Below are 21,810 nucleotides of genomic sequence, written 5' to 3'. Positions count from 1 at the left end.
ACTCTGCCGGGTATCCCATCATGCACTTTGCCCACACCATTGGCGCACAGCGCCATGTGTTCAACGATCTCAAGACACTCCTGGCCAAAGCGAGCCCAGCGCGCTCCGGCGACTACCTGGCGGGCCTGGCCGCGGCCAGTGAGGGCGAACGCATGGCCGCACGGATGGCACTGGCGGATGTGCCGCTGTCGGTGTTTCTCAACGAAGCGCTGGTGCCCTATGAAGACGACGAGGTCACGCGCCTGATTCTTGATCGGCACGACGCGCAGGCCTTCGGCCCGATCGCCTCGCTCACGGTGGGGGAATTCCGCAACTGGCTGCTCCTGCATGAGACCGACAGCCAGACACTGGCAAGCGTCGCGCCCGGCATCACGCCGGAAATGGCCGCCGCGGTCGGCAAGCTGATGCGCAACCAGGATCTGGTCGCCGTGGCGCGCAAGTGCCGCGTGGTCACGCGCTTTCGCAACACCATCGGTTTGCCCGGCCGGTTGTCGGTCCGGCTGCAGCCCAACCACCCGACGGATGATCCCAAAGGCATTGCTGCATCGATCATCGATGGCCTGCTCTATGGCTGCGGCGACGCGACCATCGGCATCAACCCTGCCGGCGACAATCTCGGCGCCATCGTTTCGCTGCTGCAACTGGTGGATGAGCTGCGCAACCGCTACGCCATTCCCACGCAGTCGTGCGTGCTGACCCACGTGACGAACACCATACGCGCCATTGACCAAGGCGCCCCGGTCGACTTGGTGTTCCAGTCGGTGGCCGGCAGCGAGCAAGCCAATGCGGGGTTTGGCATCAGCCTCGCATTGCTGGGCGAAGCGCATGACGCAGCGCAAAGCCTCTCGCGCGGCTCGGTTGGCAACAACGTGATGTATTTCGAGACTGGCCAGGGCAGCGCGTTGTCGGCCAATGCGCACCACGGCGTCGATCAGCAAACGATGGAAGCGCGTGCCTATGCCGTAGCGCGGGCGTTTTCGCCCTTGCTGGTGAATACGGTCGTCGGCTTTATCGGGCCGGAGTACTTGTACGACGGCAAGCAGATCATCCGCGCAGGATTGGAAGACCACTTCTGCGGCAAGCTGATGGGCCTGCCGATGGGCTGCGACGTCTGCTACACCAACCACGCAGAAGCGGACCAGGACGACATGGATACGCTGCTGACGCTCTTTGGCGTGGCGGGCATCCATTTCATCATGGGCGTGCCGGGCGCTGACGACATCATGCTGAACTACCAGAGCACATCGTTCCATGACGCGCTCTATCTGCGCGACTCGCTCGGGCTGCGGCCCGCACCGGAGTTCGAGGCGTGGCTGCAAAGCATGGGCATCGTCGATGCGGCCGGCCGCCTGCAAGACGCCACGGCGCGGCAACCACTGCTGCAGTTGGCTCACGCACTGTGAACTCGGTGGAGAAGCCAAACATGCCGAAACACACCCTCGTTCAGCCCAATCCGTGGGCGCACCTGCGCGCCTTTACCGACGCCCGTATCGCGCTGGGCCGCGCCGGCAACAGCCAGACGACCAACGCCGTGCTGGCGTTTGGCGTGGCGCATGCCCAGGCGCGCGATGCCGTACACCTGCCGCTCGATAGCGCCGCGGTGGCGGCGGCACTTGAGGAAGCGGGCTTCTCAGCTGTGGCGACGCACAGCGCGGCTGCAGATCGCGCGGAATATCTGCGCCGTCCCGACCTTGGCCGGCGCCTTGACGAGGCCAGCCGCGCAAGACTCGGCGCGTTGCGGCCAGCGCAGCCGTTCGACGTTGTCTTCGTGATTGCCGATGGGCTCTCCGCATTGGCGGTGCACAGCCATGCCGTGCCGCTGCTATGCAGCGTGCGTGAGCTTCTGCCGGCCGGCTGGTCGATCGGGCCAGTTGCCATCGCCGAGCAGTCCCGCGTTGCGCTGGGGGATGAGATCGGTGCGCTGCTGGGCGCGCGGCAGGTGGTGATGCTGATCGGTGAGCGGCCAGGGTTGAGTTCGCCTGACAGCCTAGGCATTTACCTGACCTACGCCCCGCGTGTTGGCCGTTCCGATGCGGAGCGGAACTGCATCTCGAATGTGCGGCCGGCTGGCCAGGCCTATGACCAGGCAGCGACCCGACTGGTGTATCTGCTCAACGGCGCGCTGGCGCTGGGCCGCAGTGGCGTCGACCTGAAGGATGACACGCCGTCCGTCTCACCGGGTGCAGCCCGACTTGCCGAACCTCACAACCCGTGACACACTCCCCCCCGCTGCCCACACCGGCAGCACGCAGGCGCGGCTGAAGCACCAACGACAGCTGCAACACGCCGCAGGAGAGACCGGGCTCAACGCACACGCGCGCAACGCCCGGCGCCGATGGAGCAACCACCCCGGAAACTCTCAGGCAAAAGGACTGTGGCGTCGACTGCGAATCTGGAGAGAGGCGTACACGCGTGCGCCCACCGAAGGGGAAGGCGCCAGCGCTGCTGACGCCCAAGCTCTCAGGTCCCGAGACAGATGGGGTGAGCCGACCGGATCGTCCGGTCATGACATCACTCCATAGGGACCGCCATGACGCACATCGTCATCGTCGGCGCCGGCATATCCGGCGTCACCACTGCCTACACGCTCTCGCAACTCGGCTATCAGGTCACGGTGCTCGACCGCCACCTGTACCCGGCCATGGAAACCTCGTTCGCCAACGGCGGGCAGCTTTCCGCCAGCAACGCAGAAGTCTGGAACAGCACCGGCACGCTGCTCAAAGGCATCAAATGGATGCTGCGCAACGACGCCCCGCTGCTGCTCAATCCCAAGCCCTCGTGGCACAAATACTCGTGGATCGGCGAGTTCGTCGCCAGCATCGCGCACTACCGCCGCAACACCATCGAGACCACACGCATGGCCATCGAGGCACGCAAGCATCTGTTTGCGATGGCCGAACGGGAGCAGATCGATTTCGACCTGCAGAAGCGCGGCATTCTGCACGTCTATCACGACAAGGCCAGCTTTGCGGCAGCAGGCAAGGCCAACGCCCTGCTCGTCGCCGGCGGGCTTGAGCGGCACGCCGTGAGCCCCGAGGAGATTGCCGCCATTGAGCCGACGCTGCGCGGCAACTACTACGGCGGCTATTTCACCGCATCCGACGCCACCGGTGACATCCACAAGTTCACGCGCGGCCTGGCGCAGGCGTGTGAGAAGCGCGGCGTGCGGTTCATGCACGGCGTGGATGTGCGCGATGTGGAAACCACCGAAAGCGGCGTGCGCCTGCTGCTGCAAACCACGCTCGATGACCGCCTTTCCACCACCGCGGCGAATGTCGTACAGGACCTTGCCGCCGATGCGATGGTCGTGTGCGCGGGCGTGGGCAGCCGGCATATCGCACAACTGGTGGGCGATCGCATCAACGTGTATCCGGTCAAGGGCTATTCGATCACGGTCCACCTGGACGACGATGCCAGCGTGCAAGGCGCGCCGTGGGTCAGCCTGCTGGATGAGAGCGCGAAGATCGTGACGAGCCGCCTGGGCACTGGCCGCTTCCGCGTGGCGGGCACGGCGGAATTCAACGGCTACAACCGCGATATCCGCGCGGACCGCATCGAACCGCTGGTGGCATGGACACGCCGCAACTTTGCGATTGGTACCTCGCGTGTGGTGCCCTGGGCCGGCTTGCGCCCGATGATGCCGGACATGATGCCGCGCGTCGGCCGTGGGCGGCACGCGCGCGTGTTCTACAACACGGGCCATGGGCATCTGGGCTGGACGCTGTCTGGCGCAACCGCTGCCATGGTAGGCGACGTGATCGCGCGAGATTGCCCGCTGCATTGATCGCAGCATGAAAAAAGCCCGCCGGAACATTGGCGGGCTTTTTTTCATTGCGAGAACGAACCAAGCAATCAGAACTTATGCCGCACGCCCAGCATCACGCCCAACCGCGAGTTGTTGCCGTACGTGTTGCCCGAATTGTTGAATGCGGCGGCGCTGTTCAGAGCAACCCAGGCGCCCTGCAGGCGGGTGTAGTCCACTTCGGCGTAGACGTCGGTGCGCTTGCTGAAGGCGTAGTCGAGCATGCCAGCGGTGGTCAGGCGCTTGCCGCTGGCATCGAGGTGTTTCATCCAGTCGTACTGCACGGTGCCGATGAAACTCAGTGCGCCGGAGATCGGCACCTTTGCACCAACATAGCCGGCCTGGTTCTTGTAGTCGGCCACGTCGAGGCGGCTGTTCGTATAACCGAGGTACCACGTGGCAATCGACGTATCGAGCTTGCCGCCAAAGCCCCAGACCGTCTGCTTGCTGGCAAGCGCCGCCGGCACCGCGCCGAAGAACGCCGACGACACATCGCGCGTGACCTGATACACCGCGCCCACTTCAGCCGAGCCCATGCTGTAGACGATCGAGCCGGCGCCGGCCGAACTCTTGCTGAAGCTGCCGGCTGCTTCGCCAAACGTCCATGCGCCGGCAAGCTGCAGACCGCCGAACGACTTGATGTACTTGACCGTGTTGTCGTAGCGCAGGCCGGTGTAGTTGCCGCCCTGATAGCCGACGATGGAGTTGTTGGCAAACGCCATCGCCTCGTACGAAGACAAAACCTCGTGTGCCAGCGTGTATTGCCGGCCGAGGTAGAGCTTGCCGTAGTCGCCTTCCAGGCCCACCACCGCGGTGCGTCCGAACAGTCGCCCGCCCTGCTGGCTGCCGCCGGTATCGGGGAAGAAGCCCGATTCCAGGATGAACATGGCCTTGGTGCCGCCACCCAGGTCTTCGGTGCCACGCAGGCCCCAGCGGCTACCGGTCAGCACGCCGTCCATCATCTGCAGATTGCTGTTGCCTGCCGCGTTTTCGTGCGTGCTGTAGCGGATGGTGGTGTCGATCAGCCCGTAGAGCGTGACACCGCCGGTGGTTTGCGCTGCCGCTGGCAGGCTCGTGGCTCCGAGCACCAATGCGGCAATCATTGTCTTGTTCATGGCTCCCTTGTCTCCTCTTTGATGTGATGGGGATGGATGTGCAACGGCTGCCCGCGCAGCCGTGGTGTTGCGTGGATAACGCCCACGGCCGCACGACCGCGAGCGCCAAAGTCTTCGTGACTCAGTGGTCAGCCGTATTGGTGGTGGTGCGGCTCAGTTGCGCCTGTACGGCCATGCGCACAGCGGCGTTTGCCGCGCCGTAGCCCAGGTAGCCGTTGCGCTGGACAAGCTCGAAGAAGAAGCGCTCGCGAAAGGGCTCGGTGTAGGTGTGCAGGAAGTCGCCGTGCGGGTCGCGGTCGTAGAGCAGACCATCGTCGTGCAGGCGGGTGAGCAGCGCATCGTCCAGCCCCAGGCGGGCGGCGACGTCGTCGTAGTAGTTCTCGGGCACATGCTGCAGGTGGGCCGCGCCGCGGTCGATGGCCTCAATGGTTTCGAACAGCCGCTCGGTGCGCAAGGCAATGTGATGCACGCCCGAGCCCGCGTAGGCGGCAATGAACCGGCCGGTGGCGGTGCGCCCGCTCTCCGATACGTTGAGCGGAATCCGCACGTTGCGGTCGGGGCTCACCATCGCACGGCTTTTCACGAGGCCGTACGGGTCGGCAATCTCCTGTTCGGGTTCGGCTTCCATGCCGAAGATGGCCCGGTAGAACAGCACGAAGCTGTCGAGCCGATGTGCGGGCAGCGCCTGCGCGACGTGGTCGATCGATGCCAATCCCGCTGCATCGTCCTGCATGCCAGGATGGAGAACGAAATCGCTTTCGTAGATGCTGCGATCGGCTTGGCGGTCGTCGATCAGATAGAGCAGCGTGCCATCGGGGGCCCGCAGCGCGGGAATGCTGCGTTCGGCAGGCCCCACCGGCCCGCGCCACTCCTGGGCGCACAGCACACGTGCGCGTGCCATGGCGCGCTCGGCGTCGTCCACCTTCAGGCCGATCGCGCAGACAGACGGCCCATGCAGCTCGAAATGCTCCGACGCCGCGCTGTCCTGCTCCATGTTCAGGATCACGTTGACGCGGCCTTGCCGATACAGGTCAACGGCCTTGGAGCGATGGTGCCCGGCAAAGGCAAAACCCAGTGCACGCAGGCGCATTTCAAGCTCCCGCCCTGCTGCGGCATCGACGGCAAACTCCAGGAAGTCCACGCCTTCAAATTGAGCTGCGGCCGGCAGTTCTGCGCCGCCCGCTTCGGACTCCAGCCAGAGTAGTGAACGCATGCCATCCAGCGCCGTGAGCCGCGCGGGCGCGGAGCGGAAATCGTCATTGAAGACTTCGAGCGACAAGGGCCCGGTATAGCCCGCAGCAAGCAAGTCGCGCGCAAAGTCCGTCACCGGCAGGTCGCCCTGCCCCGGGAAGTTACGGTGATGCCGGCTCCAGGACAGTACGTCCATCGACAGCCTTGGCGCATCCGCAAACTGCACGAAGAAGAGCTTGTCCGCCGGCACGTTGCTAAGGCCATCCAACGTGTCGCCCAGCGACAGCGTATGGAAGCTGTCGAGAATCAGCCCGAGCGCCGGGTGGTCAGCCTGCTGCACGATTTGCCACGCTTGCCGCCAGGTTCGCGTGTGCCGCCCCCATGCCAGCGCTTCATAACCCACGCGCAGCCCACGCCCGGCCGCAGCTTCCGCCATCTGGCGCAGATCGTCTGCCGCGCGCGCCGGGTCGTCGATGGCGATGTCCTGCACGTTGCTGCATACCAGCACCGTCTCGACACCCAGTTCGGCCATCACGTCGAACTTGCGCTCGGCGCGCGCCAGGTTTCGGGCGAACAACGCACGCGGCATGGCTTCGAAATCGCGGAACGGCTGGTACAGCATGATCGCAAGCCCGAGGTCTGCCGCCATCTGACGCGCGCGGGCCGGGGAACCGTCGAAGTTCAGCAGATCGTTTTCGAAGATCTCGATGCCATCAAAACCGGCAGCGGCCGCCGCCTCCAGCTTTTCAGGCAGCGTGCCGGACAGGCACACGGTGGCGATGCATTTGGGATAGCGCGCTGCGCGGAGCGAATTCATGGCGATGCGTTGTCTGACGATGCCCGCAGCGTAGGTGGCCACACCCCGCATTCACAAGCGGCATTCGCGCAACAGCGTGCGATCACCGTACAATCATGCGCACATATCGCTCGTTTTTAGGGTTATCGCCATGACGAAGGAACCGCTGAACCGGCGCGACTGGATCGCCGGGCTGGAAAAAGGGCTCGCGATCCTGGAGGCATTCGACCACGAGCACCCGCGGTTGACGCCCACCCAGGCCGCCGAGCTGACCGGTCTTACCCGCACAGCCGCGCGCCGTTACCTGCTGACGCTTGAACACCTGGGCTACCTCACCAGCGAAGGCACGCTGTTCAGTCTGACGCCGCGCGTGCTGAAGGTGGGCTGGTCGTACTTCGATTCGGCGCGACTGCCGCGCACGGTGCAGCCGTTCCTGCAGCAGGTGACCGCCGCCGTGGGCGAGGTGGCGTACCTCAGCGTGCTGGATGATTGGGAGCTCGTTTTCATTTCGCGCACCAGCACCAGCCGGGTCATGAGCACGGGATTCGTCCTGGGTGCACGCGTGCCCGCCCCACTCGCGTCGGCCGGTGTGATGATGCTGGCCGCGCAACCCGAGCAGAAGGTCAAGGCATGGCTGGAAACCTGTGTGCTGACGCCGTACACGCCTTACACGATCCTGCAGCGGGACCGCCTGTTCGATGAAATCCGCAAGGCCGGCCGGCAGGACTACGCCGTGGTCGAACAGCAGTTGCAGATTGGCGTGCGGGGCGTGGCCGTGCCGTTGCGTGACCGGCACGGCAACGTGATCGCCGCGCTGAGCGTGAATATGCAGGTCGGTGAAGAAACCACCGAGCACGCCTTGCAGCGGGTACTGCAGGTTCTACAGGACACTGCGCTGTCGATCATGCGGGTGCTGTAGGCACCCGCCCCCTCTTTGCGGCAGGGCCGGCCGCCCCGCCGCCTGTTCAGCGATTCACCACCTTTTTCGGTACCGTCAGGACAATCGCGGCGGCCGCGATCAGCGATGCGGCCACACAGTACAAGCCCAAGTCCGTGCTATTCGTGGCGTCTTTAATCCAGCCCACCAGATATGGGCTGACAAATCCCGCCAGATTGCCCACCGAATTGATCAAGGCAATACCAGCCGCTGCAGCCGCGCCACCCAGAAATGCCGGTGGGATCGACCAGAACTGGCACAACGCGCCCAGAATTCCGATCGTCGCGAAGGTGAGCGCCAGAACAGCCATGGCGGGCTGATGCGACACGAACGTGCTGGCCGTCAGACCTACCGCGCCAACTATGGCCGGCAACGCAACGTGCCAACGGCGCTCCTTGGTGCGGTCTGAACTGCGACCAATCATCACCATCGCAACGGCAGCGGCGCCATACGGAATCATGGTGAGCAGGCCGACATCGAATGCGCTGGTCACACCGGAAGCCTTGATAAGCGTCGGCAGCCAGAAGCTGATGCCGTACAGGCCCATGATGATCCCGAAATAGCAGGCACACAGGACCCAGACTCGCGCATTTGTAAATGCACCGCTGGCGTTGTGCACTTCAATCTTGCCGGAGTCGCTCGCGAGCTCTCGCTCAAGAACGGCCTTCTCATCGGCATCAAGCCACTTCGCGTCACGAATCCTATCGTCCAGATAGAAGAACGTGACCACACCCGCCACTAGCGATGGAATCGCTTCCAACAGGAAAAGCCACTGCCATTCGTGCATGCCATTCACGTTGTGGAAGCGATCCAGAATCCAGCCGGACAGCGGCCCACCCACCACACCCGCAATTGGAATGCCCGTCATGAACAGCGCCGTGACCTTGGAGCGCCGCGAGGCCGGATACCAATACGTGAGGTAAAGAATGATTCCTGGGAAGAAACCGGCCTCCGCTACCCCCAGCAGGAAGCGCAGTACATAGAAGGCTGTGGGCGTCTTCACGAAGATCATGGCAGCGGACAAGATGCCCCAACTGATCATGATCCGGGCGATCCACTTGCGTGCGCCAAACCGATGCAGCGCCAGATTGCTGGGCACTTCCATCAGAAAGTAGCCAATGAAGAAAATGCCGGCGCCCAAGCCGTAAATCGTTTCGCTGAACTTGAGGTCCGACAGCATCTGCAGCTTGGCGAAGCCCACGTTGACGCGATCGAGGTAGGCAAACACGTAGCACAGGAACAGGAAGGGGATCAGCCGCAAGGTCACCTTGGTGTAGGCGGCTTCCTCCAAGTCGGCATGGATGGCGGCTTCACCACCATGTGCAGTCTTCAACATCGTTGTCTCCAGTCATCCTCTAGCGGGCCGTTCCGGGGGGGCCGGATCGTGTACCAAGGCCGGCCCGCTGGTCCTTGATCGCCGTTGATAAATTGCGTTGCGGTATCAGTCGAACATGTCGGGGTTGGTCTGCACCAGTTGCTCGTAGATCGGCTGGAAATGGAGCCAGCCGATGTATTCGCTGCCGACGTGTTCACGGCTGTAGCGCGAGCTGTATTCCGACACCATCACCGGCTTGGCTCCGGTGGCTTCAATCAGCAACTGTTGCTGGCAGCAGCGTTCCAGCGCGATAAACCAGAAGGCGGCCGCTTCAATGCTGTGGCGGCTGACGGTCAGCAGACCGTGGTTCTGGTGGATGGCAGCCTTCACGTTCTTGAAGTGGTCGCAGATCGACGTGCCGGCCCTCTCTTCAACAGCAACGGCACCGGCCTCGTCCTTGATGACGACGTGGTCCTCGAAAAATGCCGCGGCGTCCTGCGTGATCGGATCGAGCGGCCGGCCCAACGCCGCGAATGCGGTGCCGTAGACGGTATGCGCGTGGCACATCGCCACGATGTCTGAGTTGGCTTCATGCACCGCTGCGTGCAATACGAAGCCGGCACGGTTCAGCGCATACGAGCCTTCGATGACCTTGCCATTGTGGTCGGCAAGGATCAGGTTGGAAAGCTTGACCTGCGAGAAATGCACGGCCATCGGGTTGGTCCAGTACAACTCCGGAAACTCCGGATCGCGCACGGTCAGATGGCCGGCAAAGCCGTAATCGAGGTTGTGCAGCGCGAATGCGCGGCAGGCTGCCACCAGTCGCTCTTTGCGATGCTGGCGCTCTTCGGCAAACATGGTGAATTCGGGCAGCTTGGGGAATTTCAGGCCTTGCTGCCTGGGCTGATAGATCGACTGATTCGATGGATGTGCGGCCGTGCGGCCCAGTTCATTCAGTTTTTGAGCGAGGTTGCTCATGCTTGCTCCTATCTACGGGGGGCGTGGGAATCGGAAACTTGGTGAAGCGAAGTTTCATCCAGCAGCCGCGACCGATCTAGGCGCGCGCCGCAATAAGATTTATTGCGTCCGCATATAAATGCGCATCAAGGCACCTGCCTTTGCCAGGGTGGTTGCCGGAACACCTCGACAAAGTAGTCGACAAAGGCGCGGATACGCGGCACTAACTGGCGTTCAGGCAAATACACGGCGTAAATGGCAGTGTCGTCCTGCGCTTGGTAATCGGATAGCAGCGGCACGAGCTTGCCGCTGCGAATGGCCGGCAGTGCCAAATGTTCGGCCAGCCGCATGATGCCAATGCCAGCCACGCACAACTCGAACAGCGTGCTGCCATCGGTGCTGCGGAATCCGCCCCGCACCAGAAATTTTTCCGGCTTGCCATTCATCATGAAAGGCCACTGGTTCAAATGCTCCCGCGGGGCATCCCAGAGCAGGCACTGATGGCGATCCAGCCCTTGCGGCGTCACTGGCATGCCATGCCGGGCAAGGTAGCTAGGTGCCGCAACGACAATACGCTGCAACTCACAAAGCTTTCGGCTGCGTAGCGACGAGTCCTGCAGGCGCCCCATCCGCACCGCCACATCGAAGTTGTCCTCGATCAGATTGACGAGCGAATCAGACAACGAAAACCGAACCGTCAACTTCGGATAGGTCGAAAGGAAACCAGGTAACGCCGGAACAATCTGATCGATGCCGAATGCCTGGGGGACGCTGACACGCAAGTCTCCCGTGGGCTCGGTTGCGCGAATCTGAGCTTCGGCCTGCTCAACGGCTTCAAGCAGGTCATGGCAGGAAGCGAGAAACCGTTCGCCCTCACTGGTCAAGCGCTGCTTGCGCGTGGAGCGATGCAAGAGCTGCACACCCAAGCGGCGCTCCAGATGGGTGATGGTCTGGCTGACAAAGGGCTGGCTGGCATTGAGTGCATGTGCCGCCGCGGTGAATCCACCGGCTTCAACCACAGCCTTGAAGATCCGCATTTCCAGCAATCGATCGTCTTTCATGAGAAGCCGCTCCTCGTGCCCCCGCAGCGTATCCGACGGGTTCTCCCTGTGTGGCCGGTGCATTGCCATTGCACAGGACGCGGTCACCTGCGAAGTGGGGATACCTCACGTTGTAACAGCGACTACCCAGACATTTCCTTCGGAAAAACCCTCGAGCCGTGCGTTTTTCGCACAAACTCGTGCGATGATCGACCGCCCTCAGGCGTTCTTCGCTTGTGCCACACCGCTGCAGCGGACTACGCTGCGTTGCGTGCACAGACGGCCCTTCATCGAACGAATCGCTCGACAGGCCGCACAGATAAAACCGGAGACAACCATGACCGCAGCCCCTGCCCACGAGCCCTTGGGCAAGCACCAGTCGAAGAAAGCCGCCGCCAGCGGCTGGATCGGCTCGGCGCTCGAGTACTACGACTTCTTTATCTACGCCACCGCAGCGGCGCTGATCTTTCCGCAGATCTTCTTCCCCAAGGGCGACCCCAAGACGGCCATCATCGCCTCGCTGGCCACGTACGGCGTGGGTTACATCGCGCGGCCGATCGGGGCGTTCGTGCTGGGCCACCTGGGCGACACGCACGGGCGCAAGAACGTGCTGCTCTGGTGCATGTTCCTGATGGGCTTTTCGACCATTGCCGTGGGACTGCTGCCCACGTATGACCAGGTTGGCCTGCTGGCTCCCACGTTGCTGGTCATCATGCGGCTGATTCAGGGTTTTGCCGTGGCCGGTGAAATTTCCGGCGCCAGCTCGATGATCCTCGAGCACGCGCCGTTTGGCCGGCGCGGATTCTATGCGAGCTTTACGCTGCAAGGCGTGCAAGCCGGGCAGATCCTGGCGGCCGCCGTGTTCCTGCCCCTGGCGCACTACATGCCCGCAGAACAGTTCAACACCTGGGGCTGGCGCATTCCGTTCGTGCTGAGTTTCGTGGTCATCATCGCGGGCTACGTGATCCGCCGTGAAGTGCATGAGACGCCCGCCTTCACGGCAGAAAAAGAACAGCAGGCGCGGCCTCGCTCACCCGTCATCGACGCTTTCAAGTACAGCACGCCCAACATGTTGCGCGTGGTGTGCATGGCGCTCATGAACGTGATTCCTGTGGTGGCCACCATCTTTGGCGCGGCCTATGCGGTGCAGCCGGCTTACGGCATCGGCTTCGCCAAAGATATTTACCTGTGGATTCCGGTGGTGGGCAACATCGTTGCCGTGCTGGTGATTCCGTATGTTGGCGACCTGTCCGACCGCATCGGCCGCAAGCCGCCCATCGTGATCGGTTCGCTGCTCGCCGGCCTGCTGGCGTTTGCCTATCTGTACGCCATCAGCATCAAGAACGTGCCGCTCGCGTTTGCCATGTCGATTCTGATGTGGGGCGTGGTCTACCAGGGCTATAACGCCGTATTCCCGAGCTTCTATCCCGAGCTGTTCCCCACGCGCACCCGTGTGTCGGCGATGGCGATTTCGCAGAACATCGGCACCGCCATCACCGCCATGCTGCCGGCCATCTTCACCGCCGTCGCGCCGCCGGGAGCCACCAACATCTGGCTGACCGTGGGCGCCATTGCCTTTGGCGTGACCGTGGTTGCCGCGGCCGCCGCCATGAGCGCACGCGAGACCTACCGCATCCACATGGACGAGCTGGGCCAGCCAGCCGCCCAACCCGTCGACAAGGCCGAATATGCCCGCCAGCGGGCCGGAGCCTTGGCCGCCTGAAACACGCACACCTGAACCATGATTTCTGGAAAAACCACCCTCATCGCCCACATCGGCTACCCGACCGAGACGTTCAAGTCACCGATGATCTACAACCCCTGGTTCGAGCAAAAAGACATCGATGCCGTTGTGGTGCCGATGGGGGTCAAGGCGGAGGATTACGCGCAGAGCTTCGAATCGATTTGCCGTTTCACCAACCTGCGCGGCGCGCTGATCACCATGCCGCACAAGGTCACCACGGTGGAACTGGTCGATGAAGTCACGCCCGCCGTGCGCATCGCGGGCGCCTGCAATGCCGTGCTCAAGCGCGATGACGGAACGTTGCTCGGCGACCAGTTCGACGGTGCAGGCTTCGTGCGCGGCGTGCTGCGCAAAGGGCGTCAGCTCAAAGGCGCGCGCGTATTGCTTTCGGGGGCCGGCGGTGTCGGTTCGGCAATTGCGGCGTCGCTGGCGGCGGCGGGGGTGAGCGAGCTGGCCCTGTACGACACGCGCGCTGAATCCGCCGAAGCGCTCGGCCGACGTCTACTTGAGCACTACCCCGCGCTGGTGGTGCGCACGGGATCGAATGATCCGGATGGCTTCGATGTGGTCGTCAACGCCACGCCGGTTGGCATGAAGGAAGACGATCCGCTGCCCTTCGACGTGGCACGCATTGCGCCGAGCTGCTTTGTCGGCGAGGTCGTCATGAAATCCGAATACACGCCGCTGTTGCGTGCGGCGCTCGACAAGGGCTGCGACGTCCAGGTCGGCACCGACATGCTCTTCGAGATGATTCCCGCGTATCTGGAGTTCTTCGGCTTCGGCACCGCCACAGCAGAGGAACTGCGGCGCAGTGCAGCCATCGCCTACTGACCCGATGACGCGTCGCCCTTTGAGCTTTGCCCTGTTGCTGCCGCTGTTGCTATCGGCACAGCCGGTTGCGACCGACAGCTACCTCCCCGCCCTGCCAGCGATTGCCCAGACACTGGGATCGGCCAGCACGAGCCTCACGGTCTTCGCGCTGGCCTTTGGCATCGGGCAACTCCCGATGGGCAGCCTGGCCGATCGTTTTGGCCGGCGCCAAGTGCTGCTGATCGGGCTCGCGTGCTATGCCCTGGCTGCCCTGGCCGGCGCGCTGGCGACAACCGCTTCGATGCTGACCGCGGCACGCGCCCTCCAGGGTTTCTCGATGGCCGCGATCCTGGTGTGCGCACGTGCTGCCGTACGCGATCTGCACCCGGCACGCGATGGTCCGCACGTTATGGCGCGCGGCCTCACTGGGCTCGGTTTCGTGGCGTTGATGGCACCGATTCTGGGGGCCTTCGTCGCACAACACGCCGGTTGGCGTTGGGTGCTGGTGGGCATGAGCTTTTATGCAATCGTGCTGTGGGCGATGTGCTGGTACGGCTTTGCCGAAACCCGGCACGAGACACCGGCGCAGGCGGGCAGCGTGCGGGCAATTTTTTCGAGCGCGGATTTTCGCGCCTGGGGTTTGCTCGCAGCCGCCACCTATGCCGGCATCTTCTGCTTCCTCCTGCTTTCGCCGATGGTCTACATCGCATACCTCGGCCTATCACCGGAGCTTTATGGCTGGATACCGGCCGGCGGCTCGCTCGTCTATATCCTCAGCACGACAGGATGCCGACGCCTGCTGCGTCGCCAAAGCCTTGTGCGGACGGTACAGCAAGGCGCAACGCTCAGCGTCGCCGGCGCGTGCATCCAGGCGCTGGGCTGCTGGCTGCTTCCGGGACACGCGTGGCCGCTGCTGATCGGGCACGCAATCTATTGCATGGGCCATGGCATTCACCAGCCTTGCGGCCAGGCAGGCGCAGTAGGCGAGCTGCCGCATCTCGCGGGGCGTGCCGTGTCTTGGTCGGGCTTCATCATGATGCTGGCGGCCTTCTGCCTGGGGCAGACCGCAGCCGCGTTTGACGACGCCTCGCACAGCCTCGGCGCCTGGCCCATGGTGGCGCCCATGATGCCTGCCGGCGCCGTGCTGGCGACCATCGCATTTCTCTGGCTGCCAAAGCTGCAGCATCAGCCGAATGCACAAAGGGCTGCCGCATAGCAACTGTGGGGTGCGCATCGCCACCTGCGTGGTACACAATGCGGGGTCCTCATTCTTTGCCTCAGCCACAGGAGTTCGACCATGAGCCGCAACGCCGACCTGCCGTTCAAGACCGCCGGCTTGGAGTTCATTGAGTTCGCCACGCAAACGCCCGCCGCGCTCGGCCAGGTGTTCGCATCGCTGGGTTTCAAGGCCATCGCGCGGCATGTGAGCAAGGACGTCACGCTGTATCGGCAAGGCGACATGAACTTCCTCGTCAACGCGGAAGCCGATTCGTTCGCGCACCGTTGGGCCGAAGAATACGGCGTGGGCATCTGCGCCATCGGCATCCGCGTCGACGATGCCCAGCGCGCCTACGACCGCGCCGTCGAACTGGGGGCATGGCCGGCCGAGGCCGAGCCCATCGGCCCGAGCGAACTGGTGATCCCGGCCATCCAGGGCGTGGGCGATACGCACCTTTATTTTGTCGACCGCTGGCGCGGCAAGCACGGTGCCAAAGGTGGCCTGGGCGACATCTCCATCTACGACATCGACTTCCGGCCGCTGGACACTGCGACCGCGCATGAGGACTGGCACCACGCAGGCGTCGGACTGGCGCGTGTCGACCACCTCACGCAAACCGTCGGCCCAGGGCGCTTGCAGGACTGGATCGACTTCTACCGCAACCAGCTCGGCTTCAGCGAAATCCACGAACTGCACGCCAACTGGCACGTCGCGGCCGATTCTCGCGTGATGGTGTCGTCGTGCCGCATGATCCGGATTCCGCTCTATGAAGAAGGGACGCACCGCGCGCACCTCATGCACGCCTACCTGCCCGACCATCCCGGCGAAGGCGTGCAGCACATTGCGCTGGCCACCGACGACATCCTGCGCACAGCCACATCGCTCGCCGCCAACGGCCTCACTTTCGTCGAGCCGCCCGCGCACTATTACGACACCGTCGACGCGCGCCTGCCTGGTCACGGATTGGATCTGCAAGCCCTGCGCCGATACGGCATCCTGGTCGACGGCGAAATCGTCGACGGCGCACCCAAACTGTTCCTGCAAACCTTCGTCAAGCGCCATCCGGGCGAGATCTTCTTCGAGATCGTGCAGCGGCGCGGGCACCACGGCTTTGGCGAAGGCAACCTGCCGGTGCTGACCGCGGCAGCCTGATCCGGTAAACGCCGCAAAGAAAAAGCCCGCCAAGTTTCGGCGGGCTGTTTTCGTGCTGCGGGTGCTGCAATGCCGATCAATAACCGGCTGCCAGCCCCGTGTTGCGACGCGGATCATTCGCGCCATAGAACCGGTTGTTGCCAATCGGCTTGCCACCCAGCGACGGCGCCCCGACGATGATCGCCGCCAAGTGGTTGGCCGGCTGCGGCGCGCCAAGGTTGTGGCCCATCGACGTCAGGATCTTGCGCGTATCTTCGGACAGCGCATACGCCTCGACGTTGGTCACGTCCGGCAGCCATTGCTGATGGAAGCGCGGCATGTCGACGGCTTCCTGCACGTTCATGCCGTAGTCGATCGCGTTGATCATGGTCAGCATGACGGCCGTGATGATGCGGCTGCCGCCCGGCGTGCCCACCACCATGACGGGCTTGCCGTCCTTGGTGACGATGGTCGGGCTCATCGACGACAGCGGACGCTTGCCCGGGGCGATCGAGTTGGCTTCACCCTGCACCAGGCCGTACAGATTCGGCACGCCGACCTTGGCCGTGAAGTCGTCCATCTCGTCGTTCAGGATCACGCCCGTCTTGGCGGCCGTCACCTTCGCGCCAAACCAGTCGTTGAGCGTGTACGTGACCGACACCGCGTTGCCGTACTTGTCGGCAATCGAGTAGTGCGTCGTGTTGCTGCCTTCATGCGGCTCGACGCCCGGCTTGATGTCCTTCGACACGCCCGCCTTCTTCGGGTCGATCACGGCGCGGATCTTGGCCGCGTAGTCCTTGCTCAGCAGACGGTCCAGCGGGTTCTTCACGAAATCCGGATCGCCCAGGTAGCTGTTGCGGTCCACATAGGCGTGGCGCATGGCTTCGATCTGGTAGTGCGTGGCCTGCGCTGAATGCCAGCCCAAATCCTTGAGCGGATAGCCTTCCAGAATGTTCAGCATTTTGCAGATGATCACGCCGCCCGAACTAGGAGGCGGTGCCGACACCACGTGATAACCACGGTAGTCGCACTCGACCGGCGCCAGCTCGCGCGTCTTGTAGCTGACGAGATCATCTTGCGTGATCAGGCCACCGCCGGCCTTGCTCGATGCAGCAATGGCCTGCCCGACCCAGCCCTTGTAGAAGCCGTCGGTGCCATGTTTGCTGATCTCACGCAGCGTCTTGGCCAGATCGTGCTGAACCAGCTTCTCGCCCACCTGGAAGGGCTGCCCCTTGTTCAGGAAGATCGCGCCCGATGCGGCGTCTTCCTGAAAGTCCTTGGTGGAGGTGTGCAGCATGTCGACGTCGCCCTGATCGAGGACGAAGCCCTTGTCGGCCAGCGTGATGGCCGGCGCGATCAGTGCAGCGCGTTGCATGGTGCCGTATTTTTCGCGGGCGTATTCCATGCCCGACACGGTGCCGGGCACACCGACAGCCAGGTGTCCCTTGGTGGACGCGCCCTTGATGACGTTACCGTCCTTGTCGAGATACATGTTGGCGGTGGCGGCCTTCGGGGCGACTTCACGGAAGTCGAGGAAGGTCTTGCGGCCATCGGCCAGCTGGATGGTCATGAAACCACCGCCGCCCAGGTTGCCGGCTGCCGGATAGACCACGGCCAGCGCGTAGCCCACAGCCACTGCCGCGTCGACAGCATTGCCGCCGCGCTTGAGCACTTCCACGCCGACCTTGCTGGCCAGGTGCTGTGCCGCGACGACCATGCCGTTCTCTGAGGCCACGGGGGCGACGGATGCCGCGTGTGCGACGGTCGTGATGCTGATCGATGCGATTGCGGCGGCGATCCACCGCATGCCTGTTCTTGGATTCTGCATAGGAGCTCCTTTGGTACCTTCAAGGACGCCGGTCGTGCCAGCGTACGAGTTATGGCGCGCGAACCTTATCAGGCACAGCGCTGCGGCACTATAGCCTCATCCCCGTATTGACGCATTGTGCAGGCGGTGGAACGGCACGCGTCGCTAGCCCAGCGGCACTTCGAGCCCCACCTTCACGCGGTTGAGCACCACGGCCGTGTGATACCACTTGATATTGTCGTTGTCGTCGAACAGGCGTCGAGCGAGGGCTTCGTATTCGGTCATCGTGGCCACGTTCAGAATGAGGACGAAGTCCGCCTCGCCCGTCACGTAGTAGCACTGCTGCACCTCGGGGCCGGAGAGTGCTTTTTTGAGCGCCGCCACGGCCGCGGTATTGGTGCGCTCGGCGTGCACCTCGACAATCACGGTGATGGGTTTGCCGACCCGCTCAGGGTCCACCACGGCCACGTTGCCGACGATGACACCGGCCTCCTCCATTCGCTTGATGCGCCGCTGCACCGCGGCGGTCGATAGATTGACTTCCTCGCCGATCACGCGCAGCGGCGTGGTGTAGCACCGCTGCACGGCGTTGAGGATGGCGATGTCGAAGGCGTCGAGTTCGAGCGATTTCTGAGAGGCCATGGCCGGACTTTGGGCGAGAAATTTTTGCGTCTGGCTGGGCAGAATAGCGGAAATTGCTTCTCGCGCGTGACATAGGATTTCGTCATCATCGCTCACGGAGGCGCATCCTATGCATTGGCAATCCCAGCTCGTCAGCGCGGAAACACTTGCCCCGGGCGGCTTCCGATCGCTGGTGACACCCGTCTACCGTGGTTCGACCGTGCTCTTCGACAACGCGGCGCAGGTCGTGGACGACTGGCGCCACGCGCAGCACGGCTATACCTACGGCCTCTACGGCACACCGACCGCCGTAGAACTCGGCGCACGGATTGCGCAAATGGAACGCGCCCGCCACAGCTTTATCGTGCCAGGCGGGCAGGCTGCTATCGCGCTCATCTACCTGGCGTGCTGCGGCGCCGGCAGCCACGCACTGGTGCCGTTGAGCGCGTACGGGCCCAGCCGAAGCATGGCTGCCGGCCTGCTCAAACGCATGGGCATCGAAGTGGAAACGTATGACCCGCTCATCGGCGCGGGCATTGAGGGGCTCCTCCGTCCGAACACCACACTTGTTTGGACTGAAAGCCCCGGCTCGGTCACGATGGAGGTGCAGGACGTGCCGGCAATCGTGGCCGCGGCGCATGCGCGCGGCGTGCCGGTAGCGCTCGACAACACGTACACGGCCGGCGTGTACTTCGACGCCTTCGCGCACGGCGTAGACATCAGCATGCAAGCCCTGACCAAATATGTCGGCGGTCACAGCGACCTCCTGCTCGGCTCGGTCTCAGTCAATTCGGAGGCAATGTTCGAGCGGGTGGGCAGCGTGTTTGCCGACCTGGGCATGGGCGCCTCGCCCGACGATTGCAGCCTGGCGCTGCGTGGTCTGCAAACGCTCGCGCTGCGCCTTGAGCGTCTGCAAGCCTCCACGCTGGCGGTGGCGCGCTGGCTTCATCTGCAGGATTGCGTTGCCACTGTGCTGCATCCGGCGCTGCCGTCATGCCCCGGTCACGAACTCTGGAAGCGCGACTTTACCGGCGCAACGAGCGTGTTTTCAGTGGTGTTTCAGGAAAGCGTTTCGGCCGAGCAGGTCAGCGCGTTCATCGATGCGCTGCGCATGTTCCGGATCGGCATGAGCTGGGGCGGCACGAGCAGCCTGGTGATGCCCTATCCGGATCTGGCGCGGCCGAATCATCACTATCGAGGTCGCCTGGTGCGGCTCAACGTCGGGCTGGAGGCGCCAGAAGACCTGATCGCCGATCTGCGGCAGGCCATGGCGCGTGCAGCCATCCAGGAGCCCGCTGTCACCGCATAGCGGCAGGCACGTCAGTCAGCGGGGGCAAACGGCGGCGCGCGCCGCTTCACTGGCTGCGCCTTGACGATGGCAGTGTTGGTTTCGGCGTGATAGGCCACGCGGTCGAGAATCTCATCGAGCTGATCGATCGAGCGCACATAGAGGCGGGCGATGAAGCAATCCTCGCCCGTCACCTTGTCGCATTCGCCAATCTCCGGAATCTCTTCGATCAGCTGCTGCACGATATGCAGCTTGCCCGGCATGGGCCGCACCCGGACGATGGCCTGCAGCGTGTAACCCAGCGATGCCGGGTCAATGTCGACGGTGTAATGCCGGATCACGCCGCGCTCTTCCAGCCGGCGCAGGCGCTCCGACACGCTGGGGGACGACAGCCCCACCTGCTCGGCGAGTTGCTTGAGCGAGATGCGGGAATCGGTCAGCAGGACGTCAAGAATGCGTTGGTCCAGGGCGTCGATCGCGTTCATTTTTCCTTCCGTGGTCCGTTCCGGCGTTTCGCCTTATTTCATGAGATGCAACGTGGATTTTGCCTTATAAAAGCAATGGAAGTCAGGCCATCCGCATGCGATCCTTCTTGCATCCAGCGCTCAAGGTGGTTTGCATGAACGATAAGACGCGCGGCACGGTCGAGATGACCGCCGCCATGATCATCTCGGGGACAATCGGCTGGTTTGTCGTCCGCTCCGGCCAGCCGGTGGCCGACGTTGTGTTCTGGCGCTGCGTGTTCGGCGCGCTGACGCTGCTGGCGGTATGCGCAGGGCTGGGGCTGCTGCGTGGCGCGATCACGTGGCGGCGCGCCGGCATTGCCGCGCTGGGTGGCGTGGCCATCGTCGTCAATTGGCTGCTGCTGTTTGCAGCGTATCCGCGCGCATCCATCTCGATTGCCACGGCGGTCTACAACACGCAGCCTTTCATGCTGGTGGGGCTTGGCGCGCTGTTTCTGTCGGAAAAACTGACGGCGGCCAAGCTCACATGGCTGGCCCTCGCCTTTATCGGCGTCGTGTCGATCGTGCAAGTGGGCCCAACCGACAGCGCGGGGACCGATTACCTGACAGGCATTGCGATGGCGTTGGGCGCGGCGTTTGCCTATGCGGTGGCCGCGCTCCTGATCAAGAAGCTGGCCGGTACGCCGCCGCATCTGATCGCGCTCATCCAGGTGTGTGTGGGCGTGCTGATGCTGGCGCCACTGGCCAACCTGTCGCATCCGCCGGCCGAGCCACATGCGTGGGTGATGCTGGTCACGGTGGGCGTGGTACACACGGGGTTGATGTACATCCTGCTCTATGGCGCCATCCAGCGGCTGCCGACGCATCTGACCGGGTCGCTGTCGTTCATCTATCCGATCGTTGCAATCGGGGTGGACATGGTCGCGTTCGGACACCGGTTGCAGCTCGCGCAGTTTTTGGGTGCGGGCGCGATCCTGCTGGCGGCGGCGGGCATGAATCTGGGGTGGTCGCCGTATCGCTGGTTGCGGGCGCAGGCCGAATCCCCGGTTTCCAAATAACGCAATACGCGCAATAGGCCGCCCCACCGGCAACACGAATGGGCGGCCCAACTGCTGTTATTCTTGTGCGTTTTCCGCTGGCGCCCGGCGCGCCCTGCGCCTGCCTCTCTCTCCCTTTGGCACCCAGCGGACAGAAACCCCAAAACATACGTACAAGATGAAGGAAGGTCACCCGCCGGAGCCGGGTCGCGAAAATGCGATCGCCTGGATCCTGGAACAGATGCAGATGTACGGCCTGTCTATCGAAGACCTGCAGGCGCAGGGTTGCTTTGACGCTCCGTCTCCGCCCCCACCAGCGGCGCCTATCGGCCCGGTCTACATGAGCGCTGACGGCCAGCACTGGGACGGCTCCGGCGACATGCCGGACTGGCTCCAACGCGCTGTCAACGCTGGACAGAGCATCGAGCATTTCCGCGTGGGCTGACGCGCAGGCAGCGCAGGTACGCCGGTTGCGTGGTCGTAGACGCAAGCGCTGCCGGTTCGTTGATCCATGAGTTGATTCACAGCATTCCCGG

19 protein-coding genes and 1 riboswitch are annotated in these 21,810 nt (G+C 63.5%); of the genes, 11 read left to right on the top strand and 8 right to left on the bottom strand.

All coding sequences use genetic code 11. The features are described from left to right. Positions 1 to 20: 20 nt before the first annotated feature. The 3 genes from RP6297_RS21150 (at position 21) to RP6297_RS21140 (ending at position 3,784) form a co-directional block, all read left to right on the top strand. Entirely contained in the window at positions 21 to 1,403 is a 1,383-nt protein-coding gene (locus RP6297_RS21150) for an ethanolamine ammonia-lyase subunit EutB (RefSeq protein WP_009240704.1), read from the top strand. Positions 1,404 to 1,423: 20 nt separating this feature from the next. Continuing rightward, a complete protein-coding gene (gene eutC, locus RP6297_RS21145) occupies positions 1,424 to 2,215 on the top strand; it encodes an ethanolamine ammonia-lyase subunit EutC (protein ID WP_009240703.1) in 792 nt (263 codons plus the stop codon). Positions 2,216 to 2,279: 64 nt separating this feature from the next. After that, positions 2,280 to 2,385, top strand: a riboswitch (glycine riboswitch). A gap of 145 nt (positions 2,386 to 2,530) precedes the next feature. Beyond that, a complete protein-coding gene (locus tag RP6297_RS21140; protein WP_009240702.1) occupies positions 2,531 to 3,784 on the top strand; it encodes a D-amino acid dehydrogenase in 1,254 nt (417 codons plus the stop codon). 68 nt (positions 3,785 to 3,852) lie between these two features. Here the strand turns inward: RP6297_RS21140 and RP6297_RS21135 are convergent, their stop codons facing one another. Then, positions 3,853 to 4,917, bottom strand: a complete 1,065-nt coding sequence (locus tag RP6297_RS21135; RefSeq protein WP_009240701.1) for a porin — start codon at positions 4,915 to 4,917, stop codon at positions 3,853 to 3,855. Positions 4,918 to 5,038: 121 nt separating this feature from the next. Then, positions 5,039 to 6,925, bottom strand: coding sequence for a bifunctional sugar phosphate isomerase/epimerase/4-hydroxyphenylpyruvate dioxygenase family protein (locus RP6297_RS21130; protein WP_037028874.1), 1,887 nt, complete (start codon positions 6,923 to 6,925; stop codon positions 5,039 to 5,041). 130 nt (positions 6,926 to 7,055) lie between these two features. On the opposite strand from RP6297_RS21130, the gene RP6297_RS21125 reads away from it, so the two are divergent. Further along, positions 7,056 to 7,823 carry an IclR family transcriptional regulator domain-containing protein gene (locus tag RP6297_RS21125; RefSeq protein ID WP_009240699.1) on the top strand — a complete coding sequence of 256 codons (768 nt, stop codon included), beginning with the start codon at positions 7,056 to 7,058 and terminating at the stop codon, positions 7,821 to 7,823. Between the two features lie 46 nt (positions 7,824 to 7,869). Here RP6297_RS21125 and RP6297_RS21120 read toward each other — a convergent pair whose 3' ends face one another. The 3 genes from RP6297_RS21120 to RP6297_RS21110 form a co-directional block, all read right to left on the bottom strand. Continuing rightward, on the bottom strand, positions 7,870 to 9,177 hold the full coding sequence (locus tag RP6297_RS21120; RefSeq protein WP_009240698.1) for an MFS transporter: 1,308 nt from the start codon (positions 9,175 to 9,177) through the stop codon (positions 7,870 to 7,872). Between the two features lie 105 nt (positions 9,178 to 9,282). After that, positions 9,283 to 10,134 (bottom strand): class II aldolase/adducin family protein, encoded by an 852-nt coding sequence (locus tag RP6297_RS21115; protein WP_004627265.1) that lies wholly within the window; start codon positions 10,132 to 10,134, stop codon positions 9,283 to 9,285. 125 nt (positions 10,135 to 10,259) lie between these two features. Continuing rightward, a complete protein-coding gene (locus tag RP6297_RS21110) occupies positions 10,260 to 11,174 on the bottom strand; it encodes a LysR family transcriptional regulator (RefSeq protein WP_009240697.1) in 915 nt (304 codons plus the stop codon). A gap of 316 nt (positions 11,175 to 11,490) precedes the next feature. Here RP6297_RS21110 and RP6297_RS21105 point away from each other — a divergent pair, with 316 nt between their 5' ends. From RP6297_RS21105 to RP6297_RS21090, 4 genes are all read left to right on the top strand, one after another. Then, a complete protein-coding gene (locus RP6297_RS21105) occupies positions 11,491 to 12,876 on the top strand; it encodes an MFS transporter (RefSeq protein WP_009240696.1) in 1,386 nt (461 codons plus the stop codon). 18 nt (positions 12,877 to 12,894) lie between these two features. Beyond that, complete coding sequence (locus RP6297_RS21100) at positions 12,895 to 13,728, top strand: shikimate dehydrogenase family protein (protein ID WP_009240695.1); 834 nt, start codon at positions 12,895 to 12,897, stop codon at positions 13,726 to 13,728. Between the two features lie 4 nt (positions 13,729 to 13,732). After that, entirely contained in the window at positions 13,733 to 14,923 is a 1,191-nt protein-coding gene (locus tag RP6297_RS21095; RefSeq protein WP_009240694.1) for an MFS transporter, read from the top strand. Positions 14,924 to 15,004: 81 nt separating this feature from the next. Beyond that, positions 15,005 to 16,078, top strand: coding sequence for a 4-hydroxyphenylpyruvate dioxygenase family protein (locus RP6297_RS21090; protein WP_009240693.1), 1,074 nt, complete (start codon positions 15,005 to 15,007; stop codon positions 16,076 to 16,078). 76 nt (positions 16,079 to 16,154) lie between these two features. On the opposite strand, the gene ggt is transcribed toward RP6297_RS21090, so the two are convergent. Next, positions 16,155 to 17,885 (bottom strand): gamma-glutamyltransferase, encoded by a 1,731-nt coding sequence (gene ggt, locus RP6297_RS21085; RefSeq protein WP_009240692.1) that lies wholly within the window; start codon positions 17,883 to 17,885, stop codon positions 16,155 to 16,157. A gap of 144 nt (positions 17,886 to 18,029) precedes the next feature. Further along, on the bottom strand, positions 18,030 to 18,506 hold the full coding sequence (locus tag RP6297_RS21080; RefSeq protein ID WP_009240691.1) for an Lrp/AsnC family transcriptional regulator: 477 nt from the start codon (positions 18,504 to 18,506) through the stop codon (positions 18,030 to 18,032). 109 nt (positions 18,507 to 18,615) lie between these two features. On the opposite strand from RP6297_RS21080, the gene RP6297_RS21075 reads away from it, so the two are divergent. Further along, positions 18,616 to 19,794, top strand: coding sequence for a cystathionine beta-lyase (locus tag RP6297_RS21075; protein WP_009240690.1), 1,179 nt, complete (start codon positions 18,616 to 18,618; stop codon positions 19,792 to 19,794). A gap of 11 nt (positions 19,795 to 19,805) precedes the next feature. Here the strand turns inward: RP6297_RS21075 and RP6297_RS21070 are convergent, their stop codons facing one another. After that, positions 19,806 to 20,258, bottom strand: coding sequence for an Lrp/AsnC family transcriptional regulator (locus tag RP6297_RS21070; RefSeq protein WP_009240689.1), 453 nt, complete (start codon positions 20,256 to 20,258; stop codon positions 19,806 to 19,808). Positions 20,259 to 20,392: 134 nt separating this feature from the next. Between RP6297_RS21070 and RP6297_RS21065 the strand changes: the two genes are divergently transcribed. Together RP6297_RS21065 and RP6297_RS21060 are read left to right on the top strand one after the other, a co-directional pair. Next, positions 20,393 to 21,295 (top strand): DMT family transporter, encoded by a 903-nt coding sequence (locus RP6297_RS21065; RefSeq protein ID WP_009240688.1) that lies wholly within the window; start codon positions 20,393 to 20,395, stop codon positions 21,293 to 21,295. A gap of 157 nt (positions 21,296 to 21,452) precedes the next feature. Then, on the top strand, positions 21,453 to 21,719 hold the full coding sequence (locus RP6297_RS21060; protein ID WP_009240687.1) for an H-NS family nucleoid-associated regulatory protein: 267 nt from the start codon (positions 21,453 to 21,455) through the stop codon (positions 21,717 to 21,719). Positions 21,720 to 21,810 lie beyond the last annotated feature (91 nt).

Origin of the sequence: Ralstonia pickettii, assembly GCF_016466415.2 — a bacterium.
GTDB classification, from domain to species: Bacteria; Pseudomonadota; Gammaproteobacteria; order Burkholderiales; family Burkholderiaceae; genus Ralstonia; species Ralstonia pickettii.
The sequence above is the reverse complement of the archived record's forward strand: the minus strand, read 5'-3'. Positions and strand labels throughout refer to the sequence as shown.